Genomic DNA, 21,692 nt, shown 5'->3' with positions numbered 1-21,692 from the left:
ATCCGACGGCACCGGAGGCTTCCGATGGACAACGGCCCGGGTCACACGGCGCTCACCCCGCTCGCGTTCCTCGAACGGTCGGCGCAGGTGTTCCCCGGCAAGACCGCCTACGCCCACGGGGGCCGGCGCGCCACCTACGCGGAGTTCGCCGCCGAGACGACCCGGCTGGCGAACGCGCTGCGCGCCTCGGGGGTCGGGCCCGGGGACCGGGTCGCCTACCTGGCGCCCAACATCCCCGAGCTCCTCGTCGCGCACTTCGCCGTGCCGCTCGCCGGGGCCGTGCTCGTCGCGATCAACACGCGGCTCGCGCCGGACGAGATCCGCTACATCCTCGACCATTCCGGGGCGAAGGCGCTGGTCGTGGACGCGGGGCTGCATCCGTCGGTGGCGCCGCTCGCGGGCGGCCTGCCCCTGACGGTCACCATCCCCGCGGCCGGCGCCGACCCCGACCCGGCGGTCGGAGGCATCGGCTACGAGGAGCTGACGGCGCGCGGCTCGGACGATCCGCTGCCCTGGGCCGTCCGGGACGAGAACGCCGCCATCTCGATCAACTACACGTCCGGCACCACGGGACGGCCCAAGGGCGTCGTCTACACGCACCGCGGCGCCTACCTCAACGCGCTCGGCGAGGTCGTGCACTCGCGGCACACGCCCGAGAGCGTCTACCTGTGGACGCTGCCGATGTTCCACTGCAACGGCTGGTGCACGCCCTGGGCGCTCGCCGCGATCGGCGGGACGCAGGTGTGCCTGCGCGCCGTCGTCGCCGAGGAGATCTGGCGGCTCATCGACACCGAGGGCGTCACCCATCTCAACGGCGCCCCGACCGTCCTCGTGACGATCGCGAACGCGGCGCAGGCGCACCCGCTGGAGCGGCCGCTGACCGTCACGACGGCGGGCGCGCCGCCCAGCCCGACGATCATCGGGCAGATGGAGGGGCTCGGGGCCGACATCGTGCACGTGTACGGGCTGACCGAGACCTACGGGCCCTACTCGGTGTGCGAGCCGCAGCCCGGCTGGGCGGGGCTTGCCGCCGGGGACCGGGCCCGGCTGCTGGCCAGGCAGGGCGTCGGCATGATCCAGACCGACGGGCTGCGCGTCGTCGACGACGACATGAACGACGTCCCGGCCGACGGGACGACGCTCGGCGAGATCGTCATGCGCGGCAACAACGTCATGAAGGGCTACCACCGGGACGAGCGGGCCACCGCGCACGCCTTCCGCGGCGGCTGGTTCCACTCCGGCGACCTCGGCGTCCGGCACCCCGACGGCTACGTCGAACTGCGCGACCGGTCCAAGGACATCATCGTCTCCGGCGGCGAGAACATCTCCACGGTCGAGGTCGAGCGGGCGATCGACTCGCATCCGGCCGTGCTGGAGGTCGCCGTCGTCGCGGTCCCGGACGACAGGTGGGGAGAGCGCCCCAAGGCGTTCGTGGTCCTGCGCGACGGGCGCACCGCCACCGAGGCCGAACTCGTCGAGCACGTCCGGGGGAGCCTCGCCCGCTACAAGGCGCCGGACACGGTGGAGTTCGTCGCCGAGCTGCCCAAGACGTCCACCGGGAAGATCCAGAAGTTCCAGCTCCGCGAGCGGGAGTGGGCGGGGCGCGACCGCCGCGTCCAGGGCTGAGAACCCCGCCGCCGCAAGGGCTGCCGCCATGTGAGGCGCGGCGGTTCGCGGGAAGTGTCCTGTGCGCCGGGCATCCGGGCCGCCGGGTGCGAGCGAGAGGGGAGCATGATGCCGCCCACCGACGGTTCGACCGGGAACGTGCTGATCGTGGGGGCGGGCCCCACGGGGCTCCTGCTGGCGGGAGACCTGGCCGCGGCCGGGATCGGCTGCACGGTGCTGGAGTGCCGCGCCGAGGAGACGACCGGTCTGACGCGGGCGTTCGCCGTGCACGCCCGCACCCTGGAGATGCTGGACGTGCGCGGCATCGCCGACGAGTTGGTCGCGACGGGGACGCGCGCCGGGCGGCTGCGGCTGCTCGGCTCCACCGACCTCGACATGTCCCGGCTGCCGGGCCGCTTCCCCTACGTCCTCGTCACGCCGCAGTACGAGACCGAGCGCGTCCTGAAGGAGCGGGCCGTGGCCGCCGGCGCGGAGATCGTGCACGGCGCCGAGGCCGTCGGGCTCCGCCAGGACGCGGCGGGCGTGGACGTCGACGCGCGGACCGCCGACGGCGCGACGCGGACGTTCCGCGCGTCCTACGCCGTCGGCGCCGACGGCGTCCGCAGCACCGTCCGGCGGGCGCTCGGGCTGCCGTTCCCGGGCCGCGCGGTAGTGCGGTCGGTGATGCTCGCCGACGTCCGGCTGGACGAGGCGCCCGCGGACGCGCTCACCGCGGGAGCCGTCGGCGACGCGTTCGCGTTCGTCGCCCCCTTCGGGGAGGGCTGGTACCGGGTGATCGCGTGGAACCGCCGCCACCAGGCGCCCGACTCCGAACCGGTCGACATGGAGGAGCTCCGCGCGGTGGTCCGGCGCGCCCTCGGCACCGACCACGGCATGCGGGACGCGCGCTGGACGTCCCGGTTCCACAGCGACGAGCGGCAGGTCCCGCGCTACCGCGTGGGACGGGTGTTCCTCGCCGGGGACGCCGCGCACGTCCACTCGCCGGCGGGAGGCCAGGGCATGAACACCGGGATGCAGGACGCGGCGAACCTCGGGTGGAAGCTGGCCGCCGAACTGCACGGGTGGGCGCCGTCATGGCTGCTCGACAGCTACCACGAGGAGCGGCATCCCGTCGGGAGGGTCGTCCTGCGCAGGAGCGGCGCGCTGCTGCGGTTCACGCTCGCCGAGCCTCGCTGGGCGCGGGCCGCCCGCGCCGCGGCGGCGTTCGCGGCGACCCGCGTCCCGCCCGCCGCGCGGAGGGTCGCCGCCGCGGTCTCCGGCATCGACATCGCCTACCCGGCGCCGCGCGGCTCGCATCCCCTGACCGGGAGGCGGGCCCCGGACGTCCCGCTCGCGGGCGGCGCCGGCAGCCTGTTCCGGCTGCTAAGGGACGGGCGGTTCGTCCTGGTCGTCGCCGCCAACGACCCCGCGGTGACCTACCTGGCGACGAAGCGGTGGGCCGGGCGCGTGCACTGCGCCGTCGCCGGCGGCGCCACGCGCACGACCGCACTGGTGCGCCCGGACGGCTACATCGCCTGGGCGACCGACGAGACGGCCCCGGACCGCCGCGCCGCGGCGATCCGGGACGCGCTGGGCCGGTGGTGCGGGCGCGGCGCCGAGATCAGCAGTGCCGCTCAGTAGTGGCCGGTCAGTCCGGTCAGTAGCGCCGCTCCTCGCGGCCGTAGCCGAGCTGCTCCGCCACGTCGGCGATGTTCTCGTACTCGCGTTTCGGCAGCGTCCGCAGCTGGTCGAGGGCCCCGTCCGGAGCTCCGCCCTCGGCCGCGTGCCGGACCAGCTCGTTCGGGCGGGCCGGGTAGCGGACGCCGCTGAGCATCCGGGCCAGGGCGCTGCGGCCCTCCACGTCCTGGGCGCTCATCCCGGGCGGGGAGCCTTCGCGGTCCCCGGCGGTGGCCGCGGCCGGGTCGGCGGGGTAGTCGTTCGAGAACGGCTCGGTCTCCTTGAACTCCTCGGCGTGCGTGGGGTGGCCGCCCCTGACCATTCCCTGGGTCTCGCGGCCGATCTCCTCGTCGAGCTTCGCGCCGTGCTTGTCGCTCTTGTCTGGCATCTCTTCCTCCCTGCCGTCTACCGGACGGAACGTTCCCGGGCGCGCGTGTCCAAACATGCGGGCGGTCTCGCGGCGGCGGCGCGGTACGGTGTGGCGCATGCTGGCGGAAGAGGGCGTGAACGCGGTCCGGGTCGTGGTCGGGCTGCTGGTCCGCGGCGACTACGAGGAGCTTGAGACCCTCACCGAGGGGCGCAGGCTGAGCGCCGCGCAGATGGCCGACGCGGTGACCGCGTCCGGGCGCGAACTGATCAGCCCGCCCGACGACGCCTTCGCGGACCTGGAGGTGACCGGGGTCGAGCAGGTGTCGGGCGGGGAGCGCGCCTACCGCGTGGCGCTCCCGCTGTGGACCGCGGCGGAGGGACGCTCCGCGCTGGTGCTGCGGCTCACCCTGACCGAGGTCATGGACGGCGTGTGGACCGTCGAGGTGGACGGCATCGGGGAGCCCGCCGCCGGGTGACCCGGCGCGTTCCGCGGTGGACGAGGCCGGTCAGGACTGCGACAGCCGCATCATCCGCAGGACGCGCCGCACCAGCGAGGCCTGCCCTCCCTCGTCCGGCGCCTCCTGCTCGGCCGCCTCCTCGGCGGCGGGGGCGGGCCGCGGCTCGGGCGGGTTTCCGGCCAGCTCGTAGGTGACCGGCAGCGACCGCAGGCCGCGCATCAGCGGGGAGGAGCGCCACGCGAGCTGGTCGGCGGGCAGCGCGAGCCGCAGCCCGGAGAACCGCTCGAACAGCCGCTCCACCGCGATCGTGGTGATGGTGGTGGCGAGGTCGCGGCCGAGGCAGGCGTGCGGGCCGGCGCTCCACGCCAGATGGGCGCGCGAACTGTAGATCGAGTCGGGCGCGCCGCCCGCCGCGAACGCCGGGTCCTGGTGCGCGGCGGCGGGCGAGACCATGACCGGGTCGCCCGCCGCGATCTGGAACCGGCCGAGCCGCACGTCGGCCTTGGCCCACCGGAACGCCAGGTTCGCCATCGGCGGGTTGGCGGCCGCGGCCCGGTTGATCGCCTCCTGGAGCATCCCGGCCGACAGGCTGTCGCGGGCGCCGGTCTCGCCGATCAGCACCTCGGTGATGGTGTTGCAGATGAGCGTTCCCGTCACGTCGCCGACGAGGCCGGTCATCATCGCCATCTCGCCGGTCAGCTCCTCGGCGGTCAGGTCGGGCACGGCGGCGAGCATGAAGGACGGCAGGTCCTCGGCGGGGGCGGCGACCCGGGCCGCGCACAGGTCCGCGACCCGTGCGATCAGCCGGGCCGACGCCTCCTGGGCGTCCGGGCCCGCGTCCATCACCCGCCACAGGTCGAGGATCAGCTCGTCGCCGTCGTCGGCCTCCGAGCCGAGCAGCCGGCCGATCACCATCAGCGGCAGCGGCCGCGCGTACTGCGCCGACAGGTCCGCCGAACCGGACCGGCCGCCGCTCTCGGAGATCACGGTGAGCAGCTCGTCGGCGTACCGGCGGACCGCCAGCTCCAGCGCCTTCGCCTCCGGCCGGCTCCGGTCCTGGAACGGCCGCAGCCCCTCGCTCCAGGCGCCGCGCAGCCGGGTGGAGTCGGCGCCGTCGCGGAACCCGCAGTTGTCGGACTCGACCACCGGCAGCATCGGCCAGCCGGCCGGGACCGCGCCCTCCCGGTACGCGCGCCAGGCGCCGACCCGCCGGCTCCAGTTCCCGCGGTGGTCGCGCAGGATGTCGAGCGTCTGGCTGTAGCCGACCACGAGCCAGACCGGCACCCCGAGGACGTCGACCGGAGCGACGGGACCGTACTCCGCCCGCAGCCGCTCGTAGAACGCCGCGGGCCGGGACTCGTAGTCGGGGTTCAGCAGCGGCTGGACGGCGAGCGCCTCCAGCGGCGGATGGGCGGGGACGGGCTCGGCCTGCGGCGTCTGGGGCTCCACGTGCACAAACCCTAGGAGAGAACGTTTGCCGATGGCCGGTTTATGCTGGAATCTCCCACGGCGATCTTTCGGCGTGCACGGGCCCGCGTCCACCGCGGGGTGTGTGACGCTAGGGGTGCCCATACAAGAGCTGGAGGTCCGCATGGCCGACTCCGAAGGAGCGCCCGAAGACGGCGAGGACGAGGTGAAGCGCAGGTTCCGGGAGGCGCTGGAGCGCAAGCGCGGCGCGGAGAGCAAGAACGCCGGCTCCGGCGGCCGGAGCGGCTCGAAGGTGCGCGGCACCCACGAGCGCGCCGACCACCAGCGGCAGTTCCGCCGCAAGAGCGGCTGACCGGGCCGCACCGCCGAAGGACCCCCGCGCGGAACGCGCGGGGGTCGTTCCGTCTCCTCAGCCGCCCCGGCCGTGTCAGGCCTGGTAGAGCTTCTTGCTGTAGTTCGCCTCGCTGTAGTACTCCCGGAGCTCCTCGACGCTCTCCTCGGTGTACTGGACGTCCTTGACGATCCGGGCGTGCGGCGGCAGCGCCTCCGGATCCCACGACTCCGCCTTCCACAGCCGTGAGCGCATGAGCGCCTTCGCGCAGTGGAAGAAGATCTGCTCGATGTCCACGACGAGCGCGAGCGCCGGCCGGTGCCCCTTGACGACCATCTCGCCGAAGAACGGCGCGTCCCTGACGAGCGTGGCCCGGCCGTTGATCCGCAGCGTCTCGCCGCGCCCCGGCACGAGGAAGATCAGGCCGACGTGGGGGTTGCTCAGCACGTTCATGAACCCGTCCGCGCGGCGGTTGCCGGGGCGGTCCGGGATGGCGATCGTCGTGTCGTCGATCACGTGCACGAAGCCCGGAGGGTCGCCCTTGGGGGAGACGTCGCAGTTCCCCGCGGCGTCGCTGGTGGCGATCAGGCAGAGCGGGGACCGGGCGAGCCACCGGCGGTCCCATTCGTGCAGCGCGACCCGCTCCTTGTCGACCGCCCGCCGCATCGGCGCGCCGAGAAGCTCGCGCAGCTCCGCCGCGGAGGTGATCGCAGTGAACTCGGGGGCGACCGTCATCGCCGCTCCTTCCGCCGGGGAATCGAAGATCAGCCTAACCCGGGCGTCTCCGGGCGCCCGGCCCGGGGAGTCAGCGCCGCGCGGCGTAGCGGCGGACGCCGCCCTCCTCGTGGGCGTCCAGAACGCCCCGGTCGGCGAGGACGTCCAGATGCGCCTCGATCTCCAGCACGGCCAGCATCCGGCTGAACGCGTCCAGGTCGCCGAGGCTGCGCTTGCGGCGCGTCCACGGCATCGCGGTCGCCACCTCGAAGGCCGTGGCGCGCCCGGCGCGCACCTGCGCGGCTGCGGCGTCCAGCCGCTCGGCGTGGTGCTCCAGCAGCTCGTCGATCCGGCTGTGCACGCTCGGCCGCACGGGGCCGTGCGCGGGCAGCAGCACGGTGTCGGGCATGTCCCGGACCAGCCGCAGCGACTCCAGGTAGCTGCGCAGCGGCTTCGGCTCCGGCTCGGTCTCCAGCCCGATCGACGGCGTGATGTGCGGCAGGATGTGGTCGCCCGCGAACAGCAGCCCGGCCGCCGCGTCCCGCAGGACGACGTGGCCGCGCGTGTGCCCGGGGGTGGCGAACACGTCCAGGCCCCGTCCGGTCAGGGCGACGCGCTCCCCGTCGTCCAGCCACGCGTCCGGCATGGTGTGCGGGACGTCCCGTTCGGAACGCTCCACAGGCCTGCCGGCGATCTCGTCGGCCACCTCGTCCGCGCCGCACCGGCGCAGCAGCTCGACCTGCCGGGGGTGCAGCCCCCGGCGAGCGTCGAACGCCTCGATCGACGGCCGCTCGCCCCGCCCGATCCGCACGCGCGTCCCGAACGACTCGCGCAGCGCCAGCGCCTGCGAGTAGTGGTCCCAGTGGGCGTGGGTGACGAGGAACTGCGCCACGTCGTCCAGCCGGTGCCCGAGGGTGGCGAGGGCGCCTTCGAGCGAGGCCTCCGTGTCGGGCATGGCCCAGCCGGAGTCCACGACCACGAGGCCTTCGGGGTCCTCGATGACGTACACGTTGACGGCGTGCAGCGACGGGATCGGCAGGCCCAGGGGGATCCGGTGCACCCCCGGCGCCACCGGATGAGCGCCCGGCTCGGTCCAGTCAGTCGGCTGCTCCACGACCGGTGCCGCCACCGCGTGCCCCCTCTATTGTCGAATCGCGTTCGGGAAGAACCTACTTCATCCCGGAGATCCCTTTTATCCTCGCCCCGCCTTCGGGGCGGGGCGTGCGGAGTGGGGATCGCGGTCGGCGGCGCGGCGCGCCTCGGCGGCGGCCTCGCGGGCCTCGCGCGCGGCCTCCTCCGCGCGGGCGCGGTTCTCCTCGGCGCGGTCCGCCCTCCTGGACGCGGCGTCCCGCTCGGCGATCGCCCGTTCCAGTTCGTGCCGGAGATGCCCCACCCTGGCGGACGCCTCCCGCGCCTCGCGCCGGGCGGCGTCGGCGCGCTCCTCACGTTCGGCCAGCTTGTCCTCGGCCTGCTCGGCGCGCTTGCGCAGCGTTTCTGCCCGCTTGGCGCGGGCGGCGCTCGTGCGCGTGACGTTCGACCTCTCCGGCTCGGCCTTCTTCTGCGGTTCGGCCTTGCTCTCCGGCTCGGCCTTCTTCTCGGGCGGCGGCTTCTGCCGGGCGGGCCTGTCCGCGGGCTTCGCCTTCGCGCCCTCCTCCCGGTCCGCGGGTGCCGTGGAGAACCCTGCGGGGACGAACCCGGAGTGGCTGCGGGGCTGCGACAGCCGCCCCTCGCGGACCTCCTCGGCGACGGCGGCGTCCACGGTGGCCGCCTGGAGCGTGTCCTCCACCTCGCGGACCGCCTGCTCGCGCAGCGCGTTGCCCGCGTCCGCGGCGAGCCGGCCGGCGGTCCGCACGAGCGCCGCGACGAGCCCGGCACGCCGCCGCTCCAGGTCCCCGAGGCCGCGGCCCGAGCCCCAGGCCGCCCGCATCTCCTCGCCGACGTCCAGCAGCCCGGCGATCTCGTCCGCGGCCGAGCGCGCGAGGAGGTTCACCGCCCATGCCGAGAGCGTGGGGCGCCGCAGTGCCCCGATCCGCTTGGCGAGCGCGGCGTCGCCCTCCTTCCTGGCCTCCTGCGCCAGGCGCTTCCGGGTCTCCACGAAGTCGGCGGGCAGGACGCCGTACAGGTCGTCGGCCGCACTGGAGAAGTCCACATCCGATCTCTACCCGCGCCGGGTGCGCGTGCATCGGGGGTGGACGGAGGCGGCCGCGGATGCAATACTCGTGCACGAATACTCGTTCACGAGGAGGCGGGGATGGCCAAGCGGCGCAAGGTGAGCAACCTGCTGGGGCTCGCCGTGCTGTCGACCGTCTCCGCCAGGCCGATGCACCCGTACGAGATGGCGTCCCTGATGCGCGCCCGCGGCAAGGACCGCGACATGGACATCAAGTGGGGCTCGCTCTACACCGTGGTCGGCAACCTGGAGAAGCACGGGTTCCTGGCCGTCGAGGGCAGCGCCAGGGAAGGCGCGAGGCCCGAGCGCACCGTCTACGGCATCACCGACGCGGGACGCGACGAGCTGGCCGACTGGGTCCGGGAGCTGATCGGCGTCCCCGAGCGCGAGCGGCCGCGGTTCGAGGCGGGGCTCTCGGTCCTCGGCGCGCTCGGCCCGGACGAGGTGGCGGCGCTGCTGCGCGGCCGCCTCGACGCCATGGAGCGGGAGATCGCCGCCGACCAGGCCGCCCTGGACGGCGAGAAGGAGGTGCCGCGCCTCTTCCTGCTGGAAACCGAGTACGACCTGGCGATGCGGCGCGCCGAGGCCGCGTGGGTGCGCGGCTTCCTCGCCGAGATCGAGGACGGCACGCTGCCGCACCTCGATCTGTGGCGCTCCTTCCACGCGACCGGCGAGATGCCGCCCGAGATCGCCGAGCTGGCGGAGAGGGGAGCCCCCGAGGACTAGCGAGCGGAAGGCCCGGCGGCGGTGCTGCAACACCGCCGCCGGGCCCGGACCCACCACCGAGAACCCGCGCGAGGCGGGCCCTGGCGGCGTGACGCGACACCAGCCTATCCGGGGCCCTTCGTGCGGCACGTTTCCTGGCACGGAGGAGAACATGGCGCATGCCATCGAGGCCGAGGGCCTCGTGAAGAACTACCCCGGCGACGTCCGGGCCCTGGACGGCCTGTCGATCACGGTCGGGCCGGGCGAGATCCTCGGGCTGCTCGGCCCCAACGGGGCGGGCAAGTCCACCACCGTCAAGATCCTCACCACGCTCGTCCGGCCGGACGCGGGTTCCGCGGCCGTGGCCGGGCACGACGTGCTGCGCAGGCCCGACAGGGTCCGCCACGTCATCGGCGTGGTGTCCCAGCGGTCCGGCGCCGACCCCGATGCCAGCGGCCGCGACAACCTCGTCCTGCAGGGCCGCCTCCACGGGATGGGCGGGGCGCGGGTGCGCGGCCGCGCGGCCGAGCTGCTCGCCCGGTTCGGGCTGGACGACGCGGCGGACAGGCCGGTGAAGACCTACTCCGGCGGGATGCGGCGGCGCCTCGACGTCGCGCTCGGCCTCGTTCACCGGCCGCGGGTGCTGTTCCTGGACGAGCCCACCACCGGCCTCGACCCGGAGGCCCGCGCGTCGATGTGGGCCGAGATCGCGCGGCTGGCGGGCGACGACGCGCTCGCGATCCTGCTGACCACCCACTACCTGGAGGAGGCCGACCGGCTCGCGCGGCGGCTGGCGATCGTCGACCGCGGCCGCGTCGTGGTGGAGGGCACCCCCGACTCCCTCAAGGGCGAGCTGCGCGGCGACGCCGTCCACGTGGAGTGGCGGGAGGCGCCGCCCGAGCCGCCGGTGCGGGAGGCCCTCGGCCGCCTGCCCGGCGTGCGCGAGATCGTCCTGGACGGGCCGCGCCTGAGCGCCCGCGCCGACGACGGCGCGTCGACCGTGCCCGCCGTCCTCGCCGCCCTCGACCAGGCGGGCGTCCCCGCGGCGGCGGCGACCGTCGCGCGGCCCTCGCTGGACGACGTGTACCTGCGCTACGCCGGACGGCGGTTCGCGCGGGCCGACGCACCCGACCCCGCCGAGACCGCTGCCGGAGGCGTCCGATGACCGCGCTCGTGACCGGGACCTGGTGGATGACGCACCGCCGGCTGACCGCGCTGGTGCGCAGTCCCGCCGTCGTCGTCATGACGCTGGCGCAGCCGATGATCTGGCTGTTCCTCTTCGGCCAGCTGTTCAGGAAGGTGGCGGAGCTGCCCGGGTTCGGCGCGCAGTCCTACCTCGACTACATCGTCCCCGGCGTGGTGGTCATGAACGCGGTCTCGCTGAACTCGTTCGCCGGGATGGCGACCATGGACGAGATCGAGCGCGGCACCCTCGACCGGTTCCTCGTCGCGCCGGTGCGGCGCGGCGCGATCGCGAACGCCGGCGTCATCGAGCAGGCTCTCAGCACGGCGTTCCAGTCGTTCGTGATCATCGCGCTGGGCCGGGCGGCGGGCGCGCACTACCCCGGCGGTCCCGGCGGCGTCGCCGTGCTGGTCGCGGCGGCGGTGCTGATCGGCGTGGTCCTCGCCGCGCTGTCCAACACGCTCGCGCTGCTCGTGCGCGACCGCAACACGATCATCGGCCTGAACGTGATGCTGCTGCTCCCGCTGACGTTCCTGTCGTCGGCGTTCATGGCGAAGAGCCTGATGCCGGCCTGGATGCGGCACGTCGCGGCGGGCAACCCGGTGAGCTGGGCCCTGGACGCGTCGCGCGGCGCGCTCGCCGAGGATCCCGACTGGTCCGCCGTCGCGGCGCACGGCGGATGGCTGCTCGTGCTGACCGCGGCCGCGGTCGGGCTCGCGGTCCACTCGCTCCGGAGCTATCAGAAGTCCCGGTGACGGGGGAGAGGCCCGGGGGGTTCCGGTGGCCGCGCGCGCCGGGACCCCCTGCCTTCTCTAACGGGTGTCGAGGAAGCGGTCCAGGACGCGGGTCCCGAAGGCGAGGCCGTCCAGCGGGACCCGCTCGTCCACGCCGTGGAACATCCCGAAGTAGTCGAGCTCGGGGCCGAGCAGCAGGGGCGCGAAGCCGAAGCTCGTGATGCCGATGCGGTGGAACGACTTCGCGTCGGTGCCCCCGGCCATCACGTACGGGACGGGACGCGCGAGCGGGTCCTCGGCGCGGAGCGCGCCCGCGAGCGCGGCGAACGTCGGGCCCGCCGGGTCGGCGGCGGGGGCCTCCTCGTAGTTGATGAACTCGCGGGTCACCTTCGGGCCGAGCAGCCGGTCGACCGTGGCGAGGAACTCCTCGCCCGTGCCGGGCAGGTAGCGGCCGTCGACCTGCGCGGTCGCCGTGCCCGGCACGACGTTGACCTTGTAGCCGGCGTCGAGCCGGGTCGGGTTCGCCGAGTTGCGGATCGTCCCGGCGAACAGGTGCCCGGCGCGGCCGAGCCGGGCCGCCTCCGCGTCGAGGCGGTCGTGGTCGATGGACGTGCCGAGGGCGTCCGCGAGCCCGTCCAGCAGCGCCCGCACGCCCGGCGTCAGCCGGACCGGCCACTGGTGGGAGGCCAGCCGGGAGACCGCGTGCGCGATCTCGGCGACCGGGTTGTCGGGCGCGGGCTTGGACCCGTGCCCGGCGGTCCCGCGCGCCGTCAGCCGCATCCAGGTCGTGCCGCGCTCGCCGGTCGCGATCGGGTAGATCCGCGCCCCGCCGGCGTCCACGCTGAACCCGCCGGACTCGCTGATCGCCTCCGTGCAGCCCTCGAAGAACCCGCGGTGCTCCCGCGCCACGTACCGGGACCCGTGCTCGCCGGTGCACTCCTCGTCGGCCAGGAAGGCCAGGACCAGGTCGCCGCGCGTGCGCCGCCCCTCGCGCAGCCGCGCCCGCACGGTCGCGAGCGTCATCGCGAGGCTGCCCTTCATGTCGACGGCGCCGCGCCCCCACACGCATCCGTCGCGCACCTCGCCCGAGAACGGCGGAACGGTCCAGTCGGCCGGATCGGCGGGGACCACGTCCAGGTGCCCGTGGATCAGGAACGTCGGATGGGACGGGTCGGTGCCCGGGACGCGGGCGAGCACGCTCGCGCGGCCCGGCGCCGACTCCACGATCGTCGTCTCGACGCCCGCCTCGTCCAGCAGCCCGGCCACGTGCTCGGCGGCCGGGCGCTCCGGCTCGGCCACCCCCTCGCCCCGGTTCACGGTGGCGAACCTGATGAGGTCGGCGCAGATCGCGGCCGCCTCGGCGCCGACCCGATCGCCTCCGGTGCCGTCCGCCGTGCCGCCCTCCGTCGTGCCGTCCACCGTGCCGCCGGCCGTCCGGCCCGTCTGCTCGAAGCCCACCGCTGCCCCCGATTCCTTCCCGCGATGAGGCCTCATTCTGCTCCCTCGCCGACCCGTGTCAACGAATGATCAAGTTCGTCTCGATCCGGTTTCGACTCCGTCAGCGCCGTATCCGAACTGCCAGGCTGAGTACGACGCTGCGAGCGTTCCAAGGACCGCGGGCGGCCAAGCGCCCGTGCGCCGAACGACACGGCCGAGGAGGAGCATGACCAGCCTGAGGGGTGCCGGAAGGGGTCTCCGCTTGAACGTCGCGGGTCTCGCGGCGGTGGCGCTGGCCGCGTCGCTCGGCCTGTCGGCCTGCGGCGGGGACGACGCCAAGGCGAGCGACGGTACGTTCACCGTGGGCCACTCCGAGCCGGACCACCTGATGCCCGCCAACACGACCGGCAGCTACGCCTTCGACGTGATCACCGAGCTGTTCGACAACCTGATGGACCTGACCCGGGACGGCAAGGCCGTCCCGCTGGCGGCCGAGTCGGTCACCTCCGCCGACCAGAAGGTCTGGACGATCAAGGTCAGGGCGGGCCAGAAGTTCCACAACGGCGAGCCGGTGACGGCGCAGAGCTTCGCCGACGCGTGGAACTACGCCGCCTACGGGCCGAACGCGATGGGCGCCAACGACTACTTCTCGTACATCAAGGGGTACGCGGACCTGAACCCCGAGGACGAGAACGCGAAGCCGAAGGCCGACAAGCTCTCCGGCATCGAGGTCGTCGACCAGAACACGCTCAAGGTCACGCTGAACGACCCGTTCAGCCAGTTCCCCCTGCTGCTGACCTACCCGGCGTACGCGCCGATGCCGAAGGCCGGGCTCAAGGACCCCAAGGCGTTCGACGACCACCCGGTCGGCAACGGCCCGTACATGATGGACGGGAACTGGGAGCGCAACAAGCAGGTCAAGCTCGTCGCGTTCCCCGGCTACACCGGCACGCGCAAGCCGAAGAACAAGGGCGTGACCTGGAAGAGCTACTCCAGCGCGGACACCGCCTACACCGACCTGCGGGCGGGCCGGATCGACGTGCTGCAGACCATCCCGTCGGCCAAGGTCCCCGAGGCCAAGCGGCTCCTCGGCGACCGGTTCCTGGCCCGGAAGATGAGCACCACCGACTACCTCGGACTCCCGGTGTTCGACAAGCGGTTCGCCAACCCCGACCTGCGCAAGGCCATCTCGATGGCCATCGACCGCCAGGGCGTCAACAAGGCGGTCTTCAACGGCAGCTACTTCCCGGCCGACTCGCTGATCCCGTCGATCATTCCCGGGCACCGCGCCAACGCCTGCGGCGAGCTGTGCACCTATGACCCGGCCAAGGCTCGGCAGCTGTTCGACAAGGCCGGCGGATTCTCCGGGACGCTGGAGCTGTACTTCTCCAACGCGCAGCCGACCTACGCCCAGTGGATGCGGATCGTCGCCAACTCCCTGCGCGACAACCTCGGCATCAAGGACATCCAGTTCCGGCAGGTCCCCGCGTCCGACTACTTCTCCCTGCTGAGCGACCGCAAGGAGAAGGGCCCCTACCGGCAGAACTGGGAGGCCGACTACCCGAGCCCGCAGAACTACCTGGAGAACATGTGGGGCTCGGCGGGCAACCGCATGGGCTGGAAGAGCACGGAGTTCGACGACCTCATCGCCAAGGCCAACAAGGCGCCGGACCCGCAGCAGGCCAACGCGCTCTACAACCAGGCCGAGGACGTCGCCATCCGCGAGATGCCGATGATCCCGCTGTGGACGTGGGCGGGCGAGGGCGGCCGCTCCAAGCGGGTGGACAACGTCACGATCACCCCGTTCTCGACGGGTCTGATCGCCACCGAAGTGACGGTGAAGTAGCCGGCGATGTGGCGCTACGTCCTCCGGCGGCTCCTACAGGCGATCCCCGTCTTCATCGGCACCACGCTGCTCATCTACGCGATGGTGTTCGCGCTGCCGGGAGATCCGATCCAGGCGCTCGCCGGAGACAAGCCGGTCCCGGAGAACGTCCTGGAGGTCCTCCGGGACCGCTACAACCTGAACGACCCGCTGCTGGTGCAGTACGCGAAGTACATGTGGGGTCTCGTCCAGGGCGACCTGGGCGAGAACTACACCGGCCAGAGCGTGTCGGAGATGCTCAGCGGGCGCTGGGCGGTGACGGCGCAGCTCGCCCTCACCGCCTGGGTCTTCGAGCTGGTCGTCGGGATCCTGCTCGGCATCTGGGCTGGGCTGCGCCGCGGCCGGTTCGCCGACACCCTCGTCCTCAGCGGGACCACGCTGGTGATCGCGGTGCCGGTGTTCGTGCTCGGCTACGTCGCGCAGCTCCTGTTCGGGCTGCACTGGCAGATCTTCCCCACGGCGGGGACGGACGACGGCTGGCCGATGTCCTACCTGCTGCCCGGGATGGTGCTCGGCTCCCTCGGCCTGTCGTACGTGGCGCGGCTGACCCGCACGAGCCTGTCGGAGAACCTGCGGGCCGACTACGTGCGGACGGCGAACGCCAAGGGGCTGTCGCGGGCGCGGGTGGTCGGCCGGCACGCCCTGCGCAACTCGCTGATCCCGGTGGTGACCTATCTCGGCGTCGACTTCGGGAACATGATGGCCGGCGCGGTCGTGACCGAGGGCATCTTCAACCTGCCGGGCATCGGCGGGCAGGTGTTCGAGTCGATCCAGCTGAAGGAGGGGCCCGTCGTGGTCGGCGCGGTCACCCTGCTGGTGCTGATCTTCCTGCTGGTCAACCTGGTCGTGGACCTGCTGTACGGGGTGCTCGACCCGCGGATCAGGTACGAGTGAGGGGCGCATGACCATCAAGCAGCCGGACGCGGGGCCGCCGGGCGCGGAGCCGGCGCCCGGTCCTGGGGCCCCGGGGACGAGCGCCGCCGCGGTCGCCGTCGCCGGCGGGGCCATCGGCCGGGCCTCGCTGTGGGACGACGCGTGGCACGAGCTGCGGCGCCGCTGGCTCTTCTGGGGATCGGCGGCGGTCCTCGCGCTCGTGACGGTCATGGCCGTGGCGCCGCGGCTGTTCACCTCCACGGGCGTCAACGAGGGCTGCGACGCCAACGACGCCAAGCTCGGGCCGTCCGGCGACCACTGGTTCGGCACCGACCTCGCGGGCTGCGACTACTACGCGCACGTCGTGCACGGGGCCCGCCCGACGCTGCTGATCGGCGTCGCCGTCACCGTCTTCGCGCTGCTGATCGCGCTGCTGTTCGGGCTGCTCGCCGGGTACTACGGCGGCATCATCGACGCGCTGATCGCCCGGCTGACCGACGTCTTCTTCGGGCTGCCGTTCGTGCTCGGCGCCACCGTGATCCTGGTGGCGTTCCCCTCGCACGGCGTGTGGGCGATGACGCTGGTGCTGGTCCTGCTCGGCTGGACGACGATGATCCGCATCATGCGGGGGCAGGTCATCTCCGTCCGCGACGCCGACTACGTGCAGGCGGCGCGGCTGCTCGGCGCGTCCGACCGGCGGATCATGCTCCGGCACATCCTGCCGAACGCGATCGCCCCGGTGATCGTGGTGGCCACCCTCAACGTGGGGCACGTGATCGTCGGCGAGGCGACGCTGGACTTCCTCGGCGTCGGCCTGCAGTACCCCGAGGTCTCCTGGGGCCTCCAGCTCAACCAGGCGAAGGACTCCTTCGTCGACCACCCGCACCTGCTGATCTTCCCCGCGCTGTTCCTGTCGGCGACGGTGCTGAGCTTCCTGATGCTCGGCGACGCCGTCCGCGACGCCCTCGACCCCAAGCTGCGGTGAGCCGAGACATGACCACGGACCTGAAGGACGACCCGGTTCCCGCCCCGGAGCCGGTGGCGCCGCTCCTGAGCGTCGAGGACCTGCACGTCCGGTTCCGCGTGCGGGACCAGGACGTGCACGCGGTGAACGGGCTGTCGTACACCCTCGCCGAGGGGGAGACGCTCGCGATCCTCGGCGAGTCGGGATCGGGCAAGAGCGTCGCGGCGCAGGCCGTGATGGGCATCCTGGACGTCCCGCCCGCCCGCGTCGAGCGCGGCTCGGTCCGGCTGCGCGGCGAGGAGCTGCTCGGGCTGCCCGAGCGGCGGCGCCGCGCCTACCGCGGCGACCGCATCTCGATGATCTTCCAGGACGCGCTGACCGCGCTGAACCCGGTCTTCACGGTCGGCGACCAGCTCCGCGAGATGTTCCGGGTGCACCGGGGGCTCGGCCGCCGGGAGTCCACGGCCAAGGCCGTGGAGCTGATGGAGCGGGTGCGGATCCCCTCGGCCGCCAGGCGGCTCGGCGACTACCCGCACCAGTTCTCCGGCGGCATGCGGCAGCGCATCATGATCGCGATGGCGCTGGCGCTGGAGCCGGACGTGCTGATCGCCGACGAGCCGACCACCGCGCTCGACGTCACCGTGCAGGCGCAGATCATGCGGCTGCTGGCCGGGCTGCAGGACGAGCTGCGCATGGGCATGGTGCTGATCACCCACGACCTCGGCGTCGTCGCCGGCGTCGCCGACCGGATCGTCGTCATGTACGCGGGGTCGGTCGCCGAGCAGGCGCCCGCCCGGGAGCTGTACGCGCGGCCCGCCCACCCCTACACGAGGGGCCTGCTGGCCTCGGTGCCGCGGCTCGACCGGCGCGGCGGCCCGCTCGTCCCGATCAAGGGGGCGCCGCCGAACCCGGCCGCGCTCCCGCCGGGCTGCCCGTTCCAGCCGCGCTGCCCCCGCGCCGAGGCGCTCTGCGCGGCGGAGCGGCCGCCGCTCGTCACCGTCGCCCCCGGGCACGAGGCCGCCTGCCACTTCGCCGAGGAGGTGCACCGTGCCGGAGCCGAGTGAGGACCCGATCCTGCGGGTCGAGGGACTCGTCAAGCACTACCCCGTGACCCGCGGCGTCGTGGTCAAGCGCGCGGTCGGCCAGATCAAGGCCGTGGACGGGGTCGACCTGGAGCTGCGGCGCGGCGAGACCCTCGGCGTCGTCGGCGAGTCCGGATGCGGGAAGTCGACGCTGGCCAAACTGCTGCTCGCCGCCGAGCGCCCCACCGCGGGGACGGTCCGCTTCGACGGCCGCGACATCTTCGCGCTGCCGAAGGCGGAGCTGCGGGCGCTGCGCCGCCGCGTGCAGATGGTCATGCAGGACCCCTACTCCTCGCTGAACCCGCGGATGACGGTCGGCGACATCGTGGGGGAGCCGTTCGCCGTCCATCCGGAGGTCGCGCCGAAGGGCGAGCGGCGCGGGCGCGTGCAGGAGCTGCTGGAGCTCGTCGGCCTCGACCCCGGGCACGTCAACCGCTACCCGCACCAGTTCTCCGGCGGGCAGCGCCAGCGCGTCGGCATCGCCCGCGCCCTGGCGCTGCGGCCCGACGTCATCGTGTGCGACGAGCCGGTGTCGGCGCTGGACGTGTCCGTCCAGGCGCAGGTGATGAACCTGCTCGCCGAGCTGCAGCGCGAGCTCGGGCTGGCGTACGTGTTCATCGCGCACGACCTGGCCGCCGTCCGCCACATCTCCGACCGGATCGCCGTGATGTACCTGGGCAAGGTCGTCGAGACCGGCGACGAGGCCCAGATCTACGAGCACCCCACCCACCCGTACACGCAGGCGCTGCTGTCGGCCGTCCCGGTGCCCGACCCGGACGCGCCCGGCTGGACGGAGCAGATCCGGCTGGAGGGCGAGCCGCCGTCGCCGCTGGACCCGCCGTCCGGCTGCCGGTTCCGCACCCGCTGCTGGAAGGCGCGCGACATCTGCGCGGAGCAGGTGCCGGCCCTGGAGGAGCGGGACGGCGCCGCCCACCCCAGCGCCTGCCACTTCGCGGCGGAGACCGCCCTGACCGACCTGACGGAGCAGACCTGAGGTGTGGCGGGCCGCGCGGGCCGCGGTCCGTAGGGTGGGGGCATGGCACGCAAGGGCAGGCACGCCCCCCGTCCGCGAACCTACGAGATCGCCGGCGGGGAGGCGGAGCTGTTGCGCGACGCCGACCGCGACGGCGGCTGGATGCTGCTCGTCGACGGCGTCCCCCAGTCGTACGTGGACCTGTCCGACCCCACCTACCTCGACTTCGAGTACATGCGCCTGATGGGCGACGTGGTCGACTCGCTCGGCCTCTCCGGGGAGGCGTTCGACGCGGTCCACGTCGGCGGCGCCGGGTGCACGCTGCCCCGCTACATCGCCGCGACCCGGCCGGGCTCTCGGCAGGTGGTGCTGGAACCGGACGCGGAGCTGGTGCAGGTCGTCCGGGAGCAGCTGCCGGTCAAGGGCGTCCCCGGCCTGCGGATCCGGATCACCGACGGGCGCTCGGGGATCGCGGCCCTGGCCGACGAGGCCGACGACCTGGTCGTGATGGACGCCTTCGCCGGGGCGTCGATGCCGCCGGAACTCGCGACCCGCGAGTTCGTCCTGGACGCCGCGCGCGTGCTGCGCCCCGGGGGCGTCTACCTGGCCAACGTCGCCGACGGTTTCCGGCTGCCGTTCGCCCGCCGGGTGACCGCGACGGTCCGGTCGGTGTTCCGGCACGCGCTGCTGATGGGCGACCCGGGCGTGCTGCGGGGCCGCCGCTTCGGGAACCTGATCGTGGCCGCGTCCCGGGAGCCGCTGCCCGTGGCGGAGCTGACGCGCCGCGCCGCGGGCGGCGTCGCGCGCGCCCGCCTGCTGGAGGGCGGCGACCTCGCGGCGTTCTGCGCGGGCGCCGCGCCGCTGCTCGACGGCGAGGAGATCGTCGCGCCCGTCCCGCCGCCGCAGGTCTTCGGGAAGTCCTGACCGCGGGACCCGCATGCCGCGCGGACCCCGATCGGGGAACCGGGCCCGCCGCACGGCCCCGCGCGGAAGCGGACCCGGTATCAGTTCCCGCCCGAGACCCATGCGCTTCGGTAAGGGACGGACTCCCCGCGCGTATCGGCCTCATCGAGCCCCGCCATGTCCCATAATCGAGCGATGGAGTCGTCCACCCGAATTCTCATTCTCGGCATGGATTCGTCGGGGATAATTCTCCAGTTCGACCGCAACGCCGCTGCGGTTCTGTGCCCGAATGGGGACGCCCTCCTGGGTTCCCGGCTGGACGAGGTCATTCCCGGCGCGCGCAGGCCGCTGCTGGAGGCGCTGAGGGCCGGGCGGGAGCGCACGGCCATGCTCGCCGTGGAGTCCCCGGTCGGCGGCATGCTCGACGCCGTCGTCACCGTCCACCCGATGAGCGGCGGCGCGCCCGAGATCGCGGCGCTGGCCGTGGTGAAGGTGCCGGTGCCGCTCGCGGACCGGTTCGTCGACCCGGCCGTCATCCGCCGCGCCCTGCTGGACGACGCGCTCCCGCGGATCGGCTCCACGCTCGACCTCGAATTGCTGGCGCGCGGACTCATGGACGTGCTCGTCCCGCACTTCTGCAATTCCGGCGCGCTGCTGCTGCTGGAGAACCATATCGACGCCGACGAGGGGCCGCAGGGCCCCGACGGCCCGCAGCTGCGCCGGATGGCGATCGGGTTCGACGACCAGGACCCGGTCTGGGACGCGACGTTCCCGACCGGGGAGTCCCTCGCCTACCCGGAGGGGACGCCGCACGCGCTGTGCCTGGCGTCCGGCGAGCCGGTGCTGCGCGTGCTCGGCGGGGAGGGCGCGGCGAGCCTCGCCTCCTCCTGGCGCCGCCCGCCTGTCGCCGAACTGCTCAAGGGCGCGTCGATGCTGCTTCTGCCGATCACTTCGGCGGCGGGCGTGCTCGGCTTCTTCGTCTGCACGCGCAACGTCGCGCACCGGCCCTTCGACGCCTACGACGTCGAGATCGGGATGGAGTTCGCCACCCGGGCGGCCATCTTCGTCGAGAGCGCCCGGCAGTACTCGCGGGAGCGGGCGACCGCGCTGACCCTGCAGCGCAGCCTCCTGCCGACCGGGCTGTCGGCGCCGTCGCCGGTGGAGGTGCACCACCGGTACCTGCCGGGCAGCCGGCTGATCGAGGTCGGCGGCGACTGGTACGAGTCGATCGCGCTGCCGGGCGCGCGGGTCGCGCTGGTGGTGGGGGACGTGGCCGGGCACGGCGTGAAGGCCGCTGTCACCATGGGGCGGCTCCGCACCGCGATCCACACCCTCGCCGGGCTGGAGCTGCCGCCCGCCGAGGCGCTGGAGCGGCTCGACTCCCTGATGCGGACGCTCGGCGAGCGCGAACCCCACTTCGCCACCTGCGCCTACGTCGTGTACGACGCGGTCAGCGGCCAGTGCGAGGTGGCCAGCGCCGGGCACCTGCCGCCGCTGCTGGTCCCGCCCGGCAGGGCCTCGGAGTACCTGCCGGTCCCGCCCGCGCCGCCGCTCGGCGTGGGCGGCGAGGGGCCCATCGTCAGCCGCGAGTTCACCGTCGAGGACGGGACGCTGCTGTTCCTGTACACCGACGGCCTGGTGGAGAACCGGGCGCGCGACATCGACGACGGCCTGGCCCGGCTGCGCGCCACGTTCGGGCCGGGCGCCGCCGCCCGCCCTCTGGAGGACCTGTGCCAGGCGGCCCTCGACGGCGTCTACGACGACCAGCACCGCGACGACATCGCCATGCTGGTGGCGCGGCTGGCGCGGATCCCGGCCGACCGGCACGCCTCCTGGGAGCTGCCCGCCGAGCCGGCCGCCGTGCGCCGGGCGCGCGGCCTCATCCGCGACCGGCTCGCCCGCTGGGGCCTGGAGGACATGGCCTACACCACCACCCTGCTGGCCTCGGAGCTGGTCACCAACGCGATCCGGCACGCGGGCGGCCGCATCGGGCTGCGGCTGGTGCGGGAGGGCGGGCTGGTCTGCGAGGTGTTCGACTCCTCCGACGGGCACCCCCGGATCCGCCACCACGACGAGGACGACGAGGCGAGCGAGTCGGGCCGGGGCCTGCACGTGGTGGGGCGGCTGGCGCAGCGCTGGGGGGTGCGCCGCACCCGGGACGGCAAGGTGGTGTGGTGCGAGCAGCCGCTTCCCTGAAGGGC

Annotated in this window: 20 protein-coding genes; 14 read left to right on the top strand and 6 right to left on the bottom strand. The window is 73.7% G+C overall.

Annotation, left to right across the window (positions count from 1 at the left end; all coding sequences use genetic code 11):
- Nucleotides 1-24 precede the first annotated feature (24 nt).
- Nucleotides 25-1,626 (top strand): acyl--CoA ligase family protein, encoded by a 1,602-nt coding sequence (locus tag ABD944_RS21715; RefSeq protein WP_345179184.1) that lies wholly within the window; start codon nt 25-27, stop codon nt 1,624-1,626.
- 105 nt (nt 1,627-1,731) lie between these two features.
- On the top strand, nt 1,732-3,246 hold the full coding sequence (locus ABD944_RS21710; protein ID WP_345179181.1) for an FAD-dependent monooxygenase: 1,515 nt from the start codon (nt 1,732-1,734) through the stop codon (nt 3,244-3,246).
- A 16-nt stretch (nt 3,247-3,262) separates the two neighbouring features.
- Here ABD944_RS21710 and ABD944_RS21705 read toward each other — a convergent pair whose 3' ends face one another.
- The gene (locus ABD944_RS21705; RefSeq protein WP_345179180.1) at nt 3,263-3,670 is read right to left on the bottom strand and encodes a DUF2795 domain-containing protein; all 408 of its coding nucleotides are present in this window, start codon (nt 3,668-3,670) and stop codon (nt 3,263-3,265) included.
- A gap of 97 nt (nt 3,671-3,767) precedes the next feature.
- On the opposite strand from ABD944_RS21705, the gene ABD944_RS21700 reads away from it, so the two are divergent.
- On the top strand, nt 3,768-4,127 hold the full coding sequence (locus tag ABD944_RS21700) for a DUF7668 domain-containing protein (RefSeq protein WP_345179179.1): 360 nt from the start codon (nt 3,768-3,770) through the stop codon (nt 4,125-4,127).
- A gap of 30 nt (nt 4,128-4,157) precedes the next feature.
- On the opposite strand, the gene ABD944_RS21695 is transcribed toward ABD944_RS21700, so the two are convergent.
- Nucleotides 4,158-5,558: a cytochrome P450 family protein gene (locus ABD944_RS21695; protein ID WP_345179177.1), complete on the bottom strand. Its 1,401-nt coding sequence runs from the start codon at nt 5,556-5,558 to the stop codon at nt 4,158-4,160.
- A gap of 142 nt (nt 5,559-5,700) precedes the next feature.
- Here ABD944_RS21695 and ABD944_RS21690 point away from each other — a divergent pair, with 142 nt between their 5' ends.
- Nucleotides 5,701-5,889 (top strand): DUF5302 domain-containing protein, encoded by a 189-nt coding sequence (locus ABD944_RS21690; protein WP_345179176.1) that lies wholly within the window; start codon nt 5,701-5,703, stop codon nt 5,887-5,889.
- A gap of 75 nt (nt 5,890-5,964) precedes the next feature.
- On the opposite strand, the gene ABD944_RS21685 is transcribed toward ABD944_RS21690, so the two are convergent.
- The 3 genes from ABD944_RS21685 to ABD944_RS21675 all read right to left on the bottom strand — a co-directional run bounded on the left by ABD944_RS21685 (nt 5,965) and on the right by ABD944_RS21675 (nt 8,731).
- On the bottom strand, nt 5,965-6,603 hold the full coding sequence (locus tag ABD944_RS21685) for a pyridoxamine 5'-phosphate oxidase family protein (RefSeq protein WP_345179174.1): 639 nt from the start codon (nt 6,601-6,603) through the stop codon (nt 5,965-5,967).
- 70 nt (nt 6,604-6,673) lie between these two features.
- Nucleotides 6,674-7,711 (bottom strand): MBL fold metallo-hydrolase, encoded by a 1,038-nt coding sequence (locus tag ABD944_RS21680; protein ID WP_345179172.1) that lies wholly within the window; start codon nt 7,709-7,711, stop codon nt 6,674-6,676.
- Nucleotides 7,712-7,774: 63 nt separating this feature from the next.
- A complete protein-coding gene (locus ABD944_RS21675; RefSeq protein WP_345179170.1) occupies nt 7,775-8,731 on the bottom strand; it encodes a hypothetical protein in 957 nt (318 codons plus the stop codon).
- Nucleotides 8,732-8,833: 102 nt separating this feature from the next.
- On the opposite strand from ABD944_RS21675, the gene ABD944_RS21670 reads away from it, so the two are divergent.
- The 3 genes from ABD944_RS21670 to ABD944_RS21660 all read left to right on the top strand — a co-directional run bounded on the left by ABD944_RS21670 (nt 8,834) and on the right by ABD944_RS21660 (nt 11,395).
- Complete coding sequence (locus ABD944_RS21670; protein ID WP_345179167.1) at nt 8,834-9,478, top strand: PadR family transcriptional regulator; 645 nt, start codon at nt 8,834-8,836, stop codon at nt 9,476-9,478.
- Between the two features lie 151 nt (nt 9,479-9,629).
- Nucleotides 9,630-10,622, top strand: a complete 993-nt coding sequence (locus tag ABD944_RS21665) for an ATP-binding cassette domain-containing protein (protein WP_345179165.1) — start codon at nt 9,630-9,632, stop codon at nt 10,620-10,622.
- The gene (locus ABD944_RS21660) at nt 10,619-11,395 is read left to right on the top strand and encodes an ABC transporter permease (RefSeq protein WP_345179163.1); all 777 of its coding nucleotides are present in this window, start codon (nt 10,619-10,621) and stop codon (nt 11,393-11,395) included. Before ABD944_RS21665 ends, ABD944_RS21660 begins: the two co-directional genes overlap by 4 nt.
- Nucleotides 11,396-11,452: 57 nt before the next feature.
- On the opposite strand, the gene ABD944_RS21655 is transcribed toward ABD944_RS21660, so the two are convergent.
- Entirely contained in the window at nt 11,453-12,793 is a 1,341-nt protein-coding gene (locus ABD944_RS21655; protein WP_378187804.1) for a M20/M25/M40 family metallo-hydrolase, read from the bottom strand.
- 280 nt (nt 12,794-13,073) lie between these two features.
- Between ABD944_RS21655 and ABD944_RS21650 the strand changes: the two genes are divergently transcribed.
- The 7 genes from ABD944_RS21650 to ABD944_RS21620 all read left to right on the top strand — a co-directional run bounded on the left by ABD944_RS21650 (nt 13,074) and on the right by ABD944_RS21620 (nt 21,687).
- A complete protein-coding gene (locus ABD944_RS21650; RefSeq protein ID WP_345179159.1) occupies nt 13,074-14,657 on the top strand; it encodes a peptide ABC transporter substrate-binding protein in 1,584 nt (527 codons plus the stop codon).
- A 6-nt stretch (nt 14,658-14,663) separates the two neighbouring features.
- Complete coding sequence (locus tag ABD944_RS21645; protein ID WP_345179157.1) at nt 14,664-15,590, top strand: ABC transporter permease; 927 nt, start codon at nt 14,664-14,666, stop codon at nt 15,588-15,590.
- Nucleotides 15,591-15,597: 7 nt separating this feature from the next.
- On the top strand, nt 15,598-16,554 hold the full coding sequence (locus tag ABD944_RS21640) for an ABC transporter permease (protein WP_345179156.1): 957 nt from the start codon (nt 15,598-15,600) through the stop codon (nt 16,552-16,554).
- Nucleotides 16,555-16,562: 8 nt separating this feature from the next.
- Nucleotides 16,563-17,597, top strand: a complete 1,035-nt coding sequence (locus ABD944_RS21635) for an ABC transporter ATP-binding protein (protein ID WP_345179154.1) — start codon at nt 16,563-16,565, stop codon at nt 17,595-17,597.
- Nucleotides 17,581-18,609, top strand: coding sequence for an ABC transporter ATP-binding protein (locus tag ABD944_RS21630; protein WP_345179153.1), 1,029 nt, complete (start codon nt 17,581-17,583; stop codon nt 18,607-18,609). The genes ABD944_RS21635 and ABD944_RS21630 overlap by 17 nt, the downstream gene beginning before the upstream one ends.
- Nucleotides 18,610-18,651: 42 nt before the next feature.
- The gene (locus tag ABD944_RS21625; RefSeq protein WP_345179149.1) at nt 18,652-19,512 is read left to right on the top strand and encodes a spermidine synthase; all 861 of its coding nucleotides are present in this window, start codon (nt 18,652-18,654) and stop codon (nt 19,510-19,512) included.
- Nucleotides 19,513-19,686: 174 nt separating this feature from the next.
- Entirely contained in the window at nt 19,687-21,687 is a 2,001-nt protein-coding gene (locus ABD944_RS21620; protein ID WP_345179148.1) for an ATP-binding SpoIIE family protein phosphatase, read from the top strand.
- Nucleotides 21,688-21,692 lie beyond the last annotated feature (5 nt).

Origin of the sequence: Actinomadura verrucosospora (assembly GCF_039540335.1) — a bacterium.
GTDB classification, from domain to species: Bacteria; Actinomycetota; Actinomycetes; order Streptosporangiales; family Streptosporangiaceae; genus Spirillospora; species Spirillospora verrucosospora.
Note: the sequence above shows the minus strand (reverse complement) of the source record. Positions and strands in the feature narration are given on the sequence as shown.

What these genes read in the sequence shown, in the direction of transcription:
- ABD944_RS21635 (WP_345179154.1), top strand. Translation starts at nt 16,563, where the DNA reads ATGACCACGGACCTGAAGGACGACCCGGTTCCCGCCCCGGAGCCGGTG.
- ABD944_RS21665 (WP_345179165.1), top strand. Translation starts at nt 9,630, where the DNA reads ATGGCGCATGCCATCGAGGCCGAGGGCCTCGTGAAGAACTACCCCGGC.
- ABD944_RS21685 (WP_345179174.1), bottom strand. Translation starts at nt 6,603, where the DNA reads ATGACGGTCGCCCCCGAGTTCACTGCGATCACCTCCGCGGCGGAGCTG.
- ABD944_RS21715 (WP_345179184.1), top strand. Translation starts at nt 25, where the DNA reads ATGGACAACGGCCCGGGTCACACGGCGCTCACCCCGCTCGCGTTCCTC.
- ABD944_RS21705 (WP_345179180.1), bottom strand. Translation starts at nt 3,670, where the DNA reads ATGCCAGACAAGAGCGACAAGCACGGCGCGAAGCTCGACGAGGAGATC.
- ABD944_RS21690 (WP_345179176.1), top strand. Translation starts at nt 5,701, where the DNA reads ATGGCCGACTCCGAAGGAGCGCCCGAAGACGGCGAGGACGAGGTGAAG.
- ABD944_RS21620 (WP_345179148.1), top strand. Translation starts at nt 19,687, where the DNA reads ATGGAGTCGTCCACCCGAATTCTCATTCTCGGCATGGATTCGTCGGGG.
- ABD944_RS21700 (WP_345179179.1), top strand. Translation starts at nt 3,768, where the DNA reads ATGCTGGCGGAAGAGGGCGTGAACGCGGTCCGGGTCGTGGTCGGGCTG.
- ABD944_RS21640 (WP_345179156.1), top strand. Translation starts at nt 15,598, where the DNA reads ATGACCATCAAGCAGCCGGACGCGGGGCCGCCGGGCGCGGAGCCGGCG.
- ABD944_RS21670 (WP_345179167.1), top strand. Translation starts at nt 8,834, where the DNA reads ATGGCCAAGCGGCGCAAGGTGAGCAACCTGCTGGGGCTCGCCGTGCTG.
- ABD944_RS21645 (WP_345179157.1), top strand. Translation starts at nt 14,664, where the DNA reads ATGTGGCGCTACGTCCTCCGGCGGCTCCTACAGGCGATCCCCGTCTTC.
- ABD944_RS21625 (WP_345179149.1), top strand. Translation starts at nt 18,652, where the DNA reads ATGGCACGCAAGGGCAGGCACGCCCCCCGTCCGCGAACCTACGAGATC.
- ABD944_RS21660 (WP_345179163.1), top strand. Translation starts at nt 10,619, where the DNA reads ATGACCGCGCTCGTGACCGGGACCTGGTGGATGACGCACCGCCGGCTG.
- ABD944_RS21710 (WP_345179181.1), top strand. Translation starts at nt 1,732, where the DNA reads ATGATGCCGCCCACCGACGGTTCGACCGGGAACGTGCTGATCGTGGGG.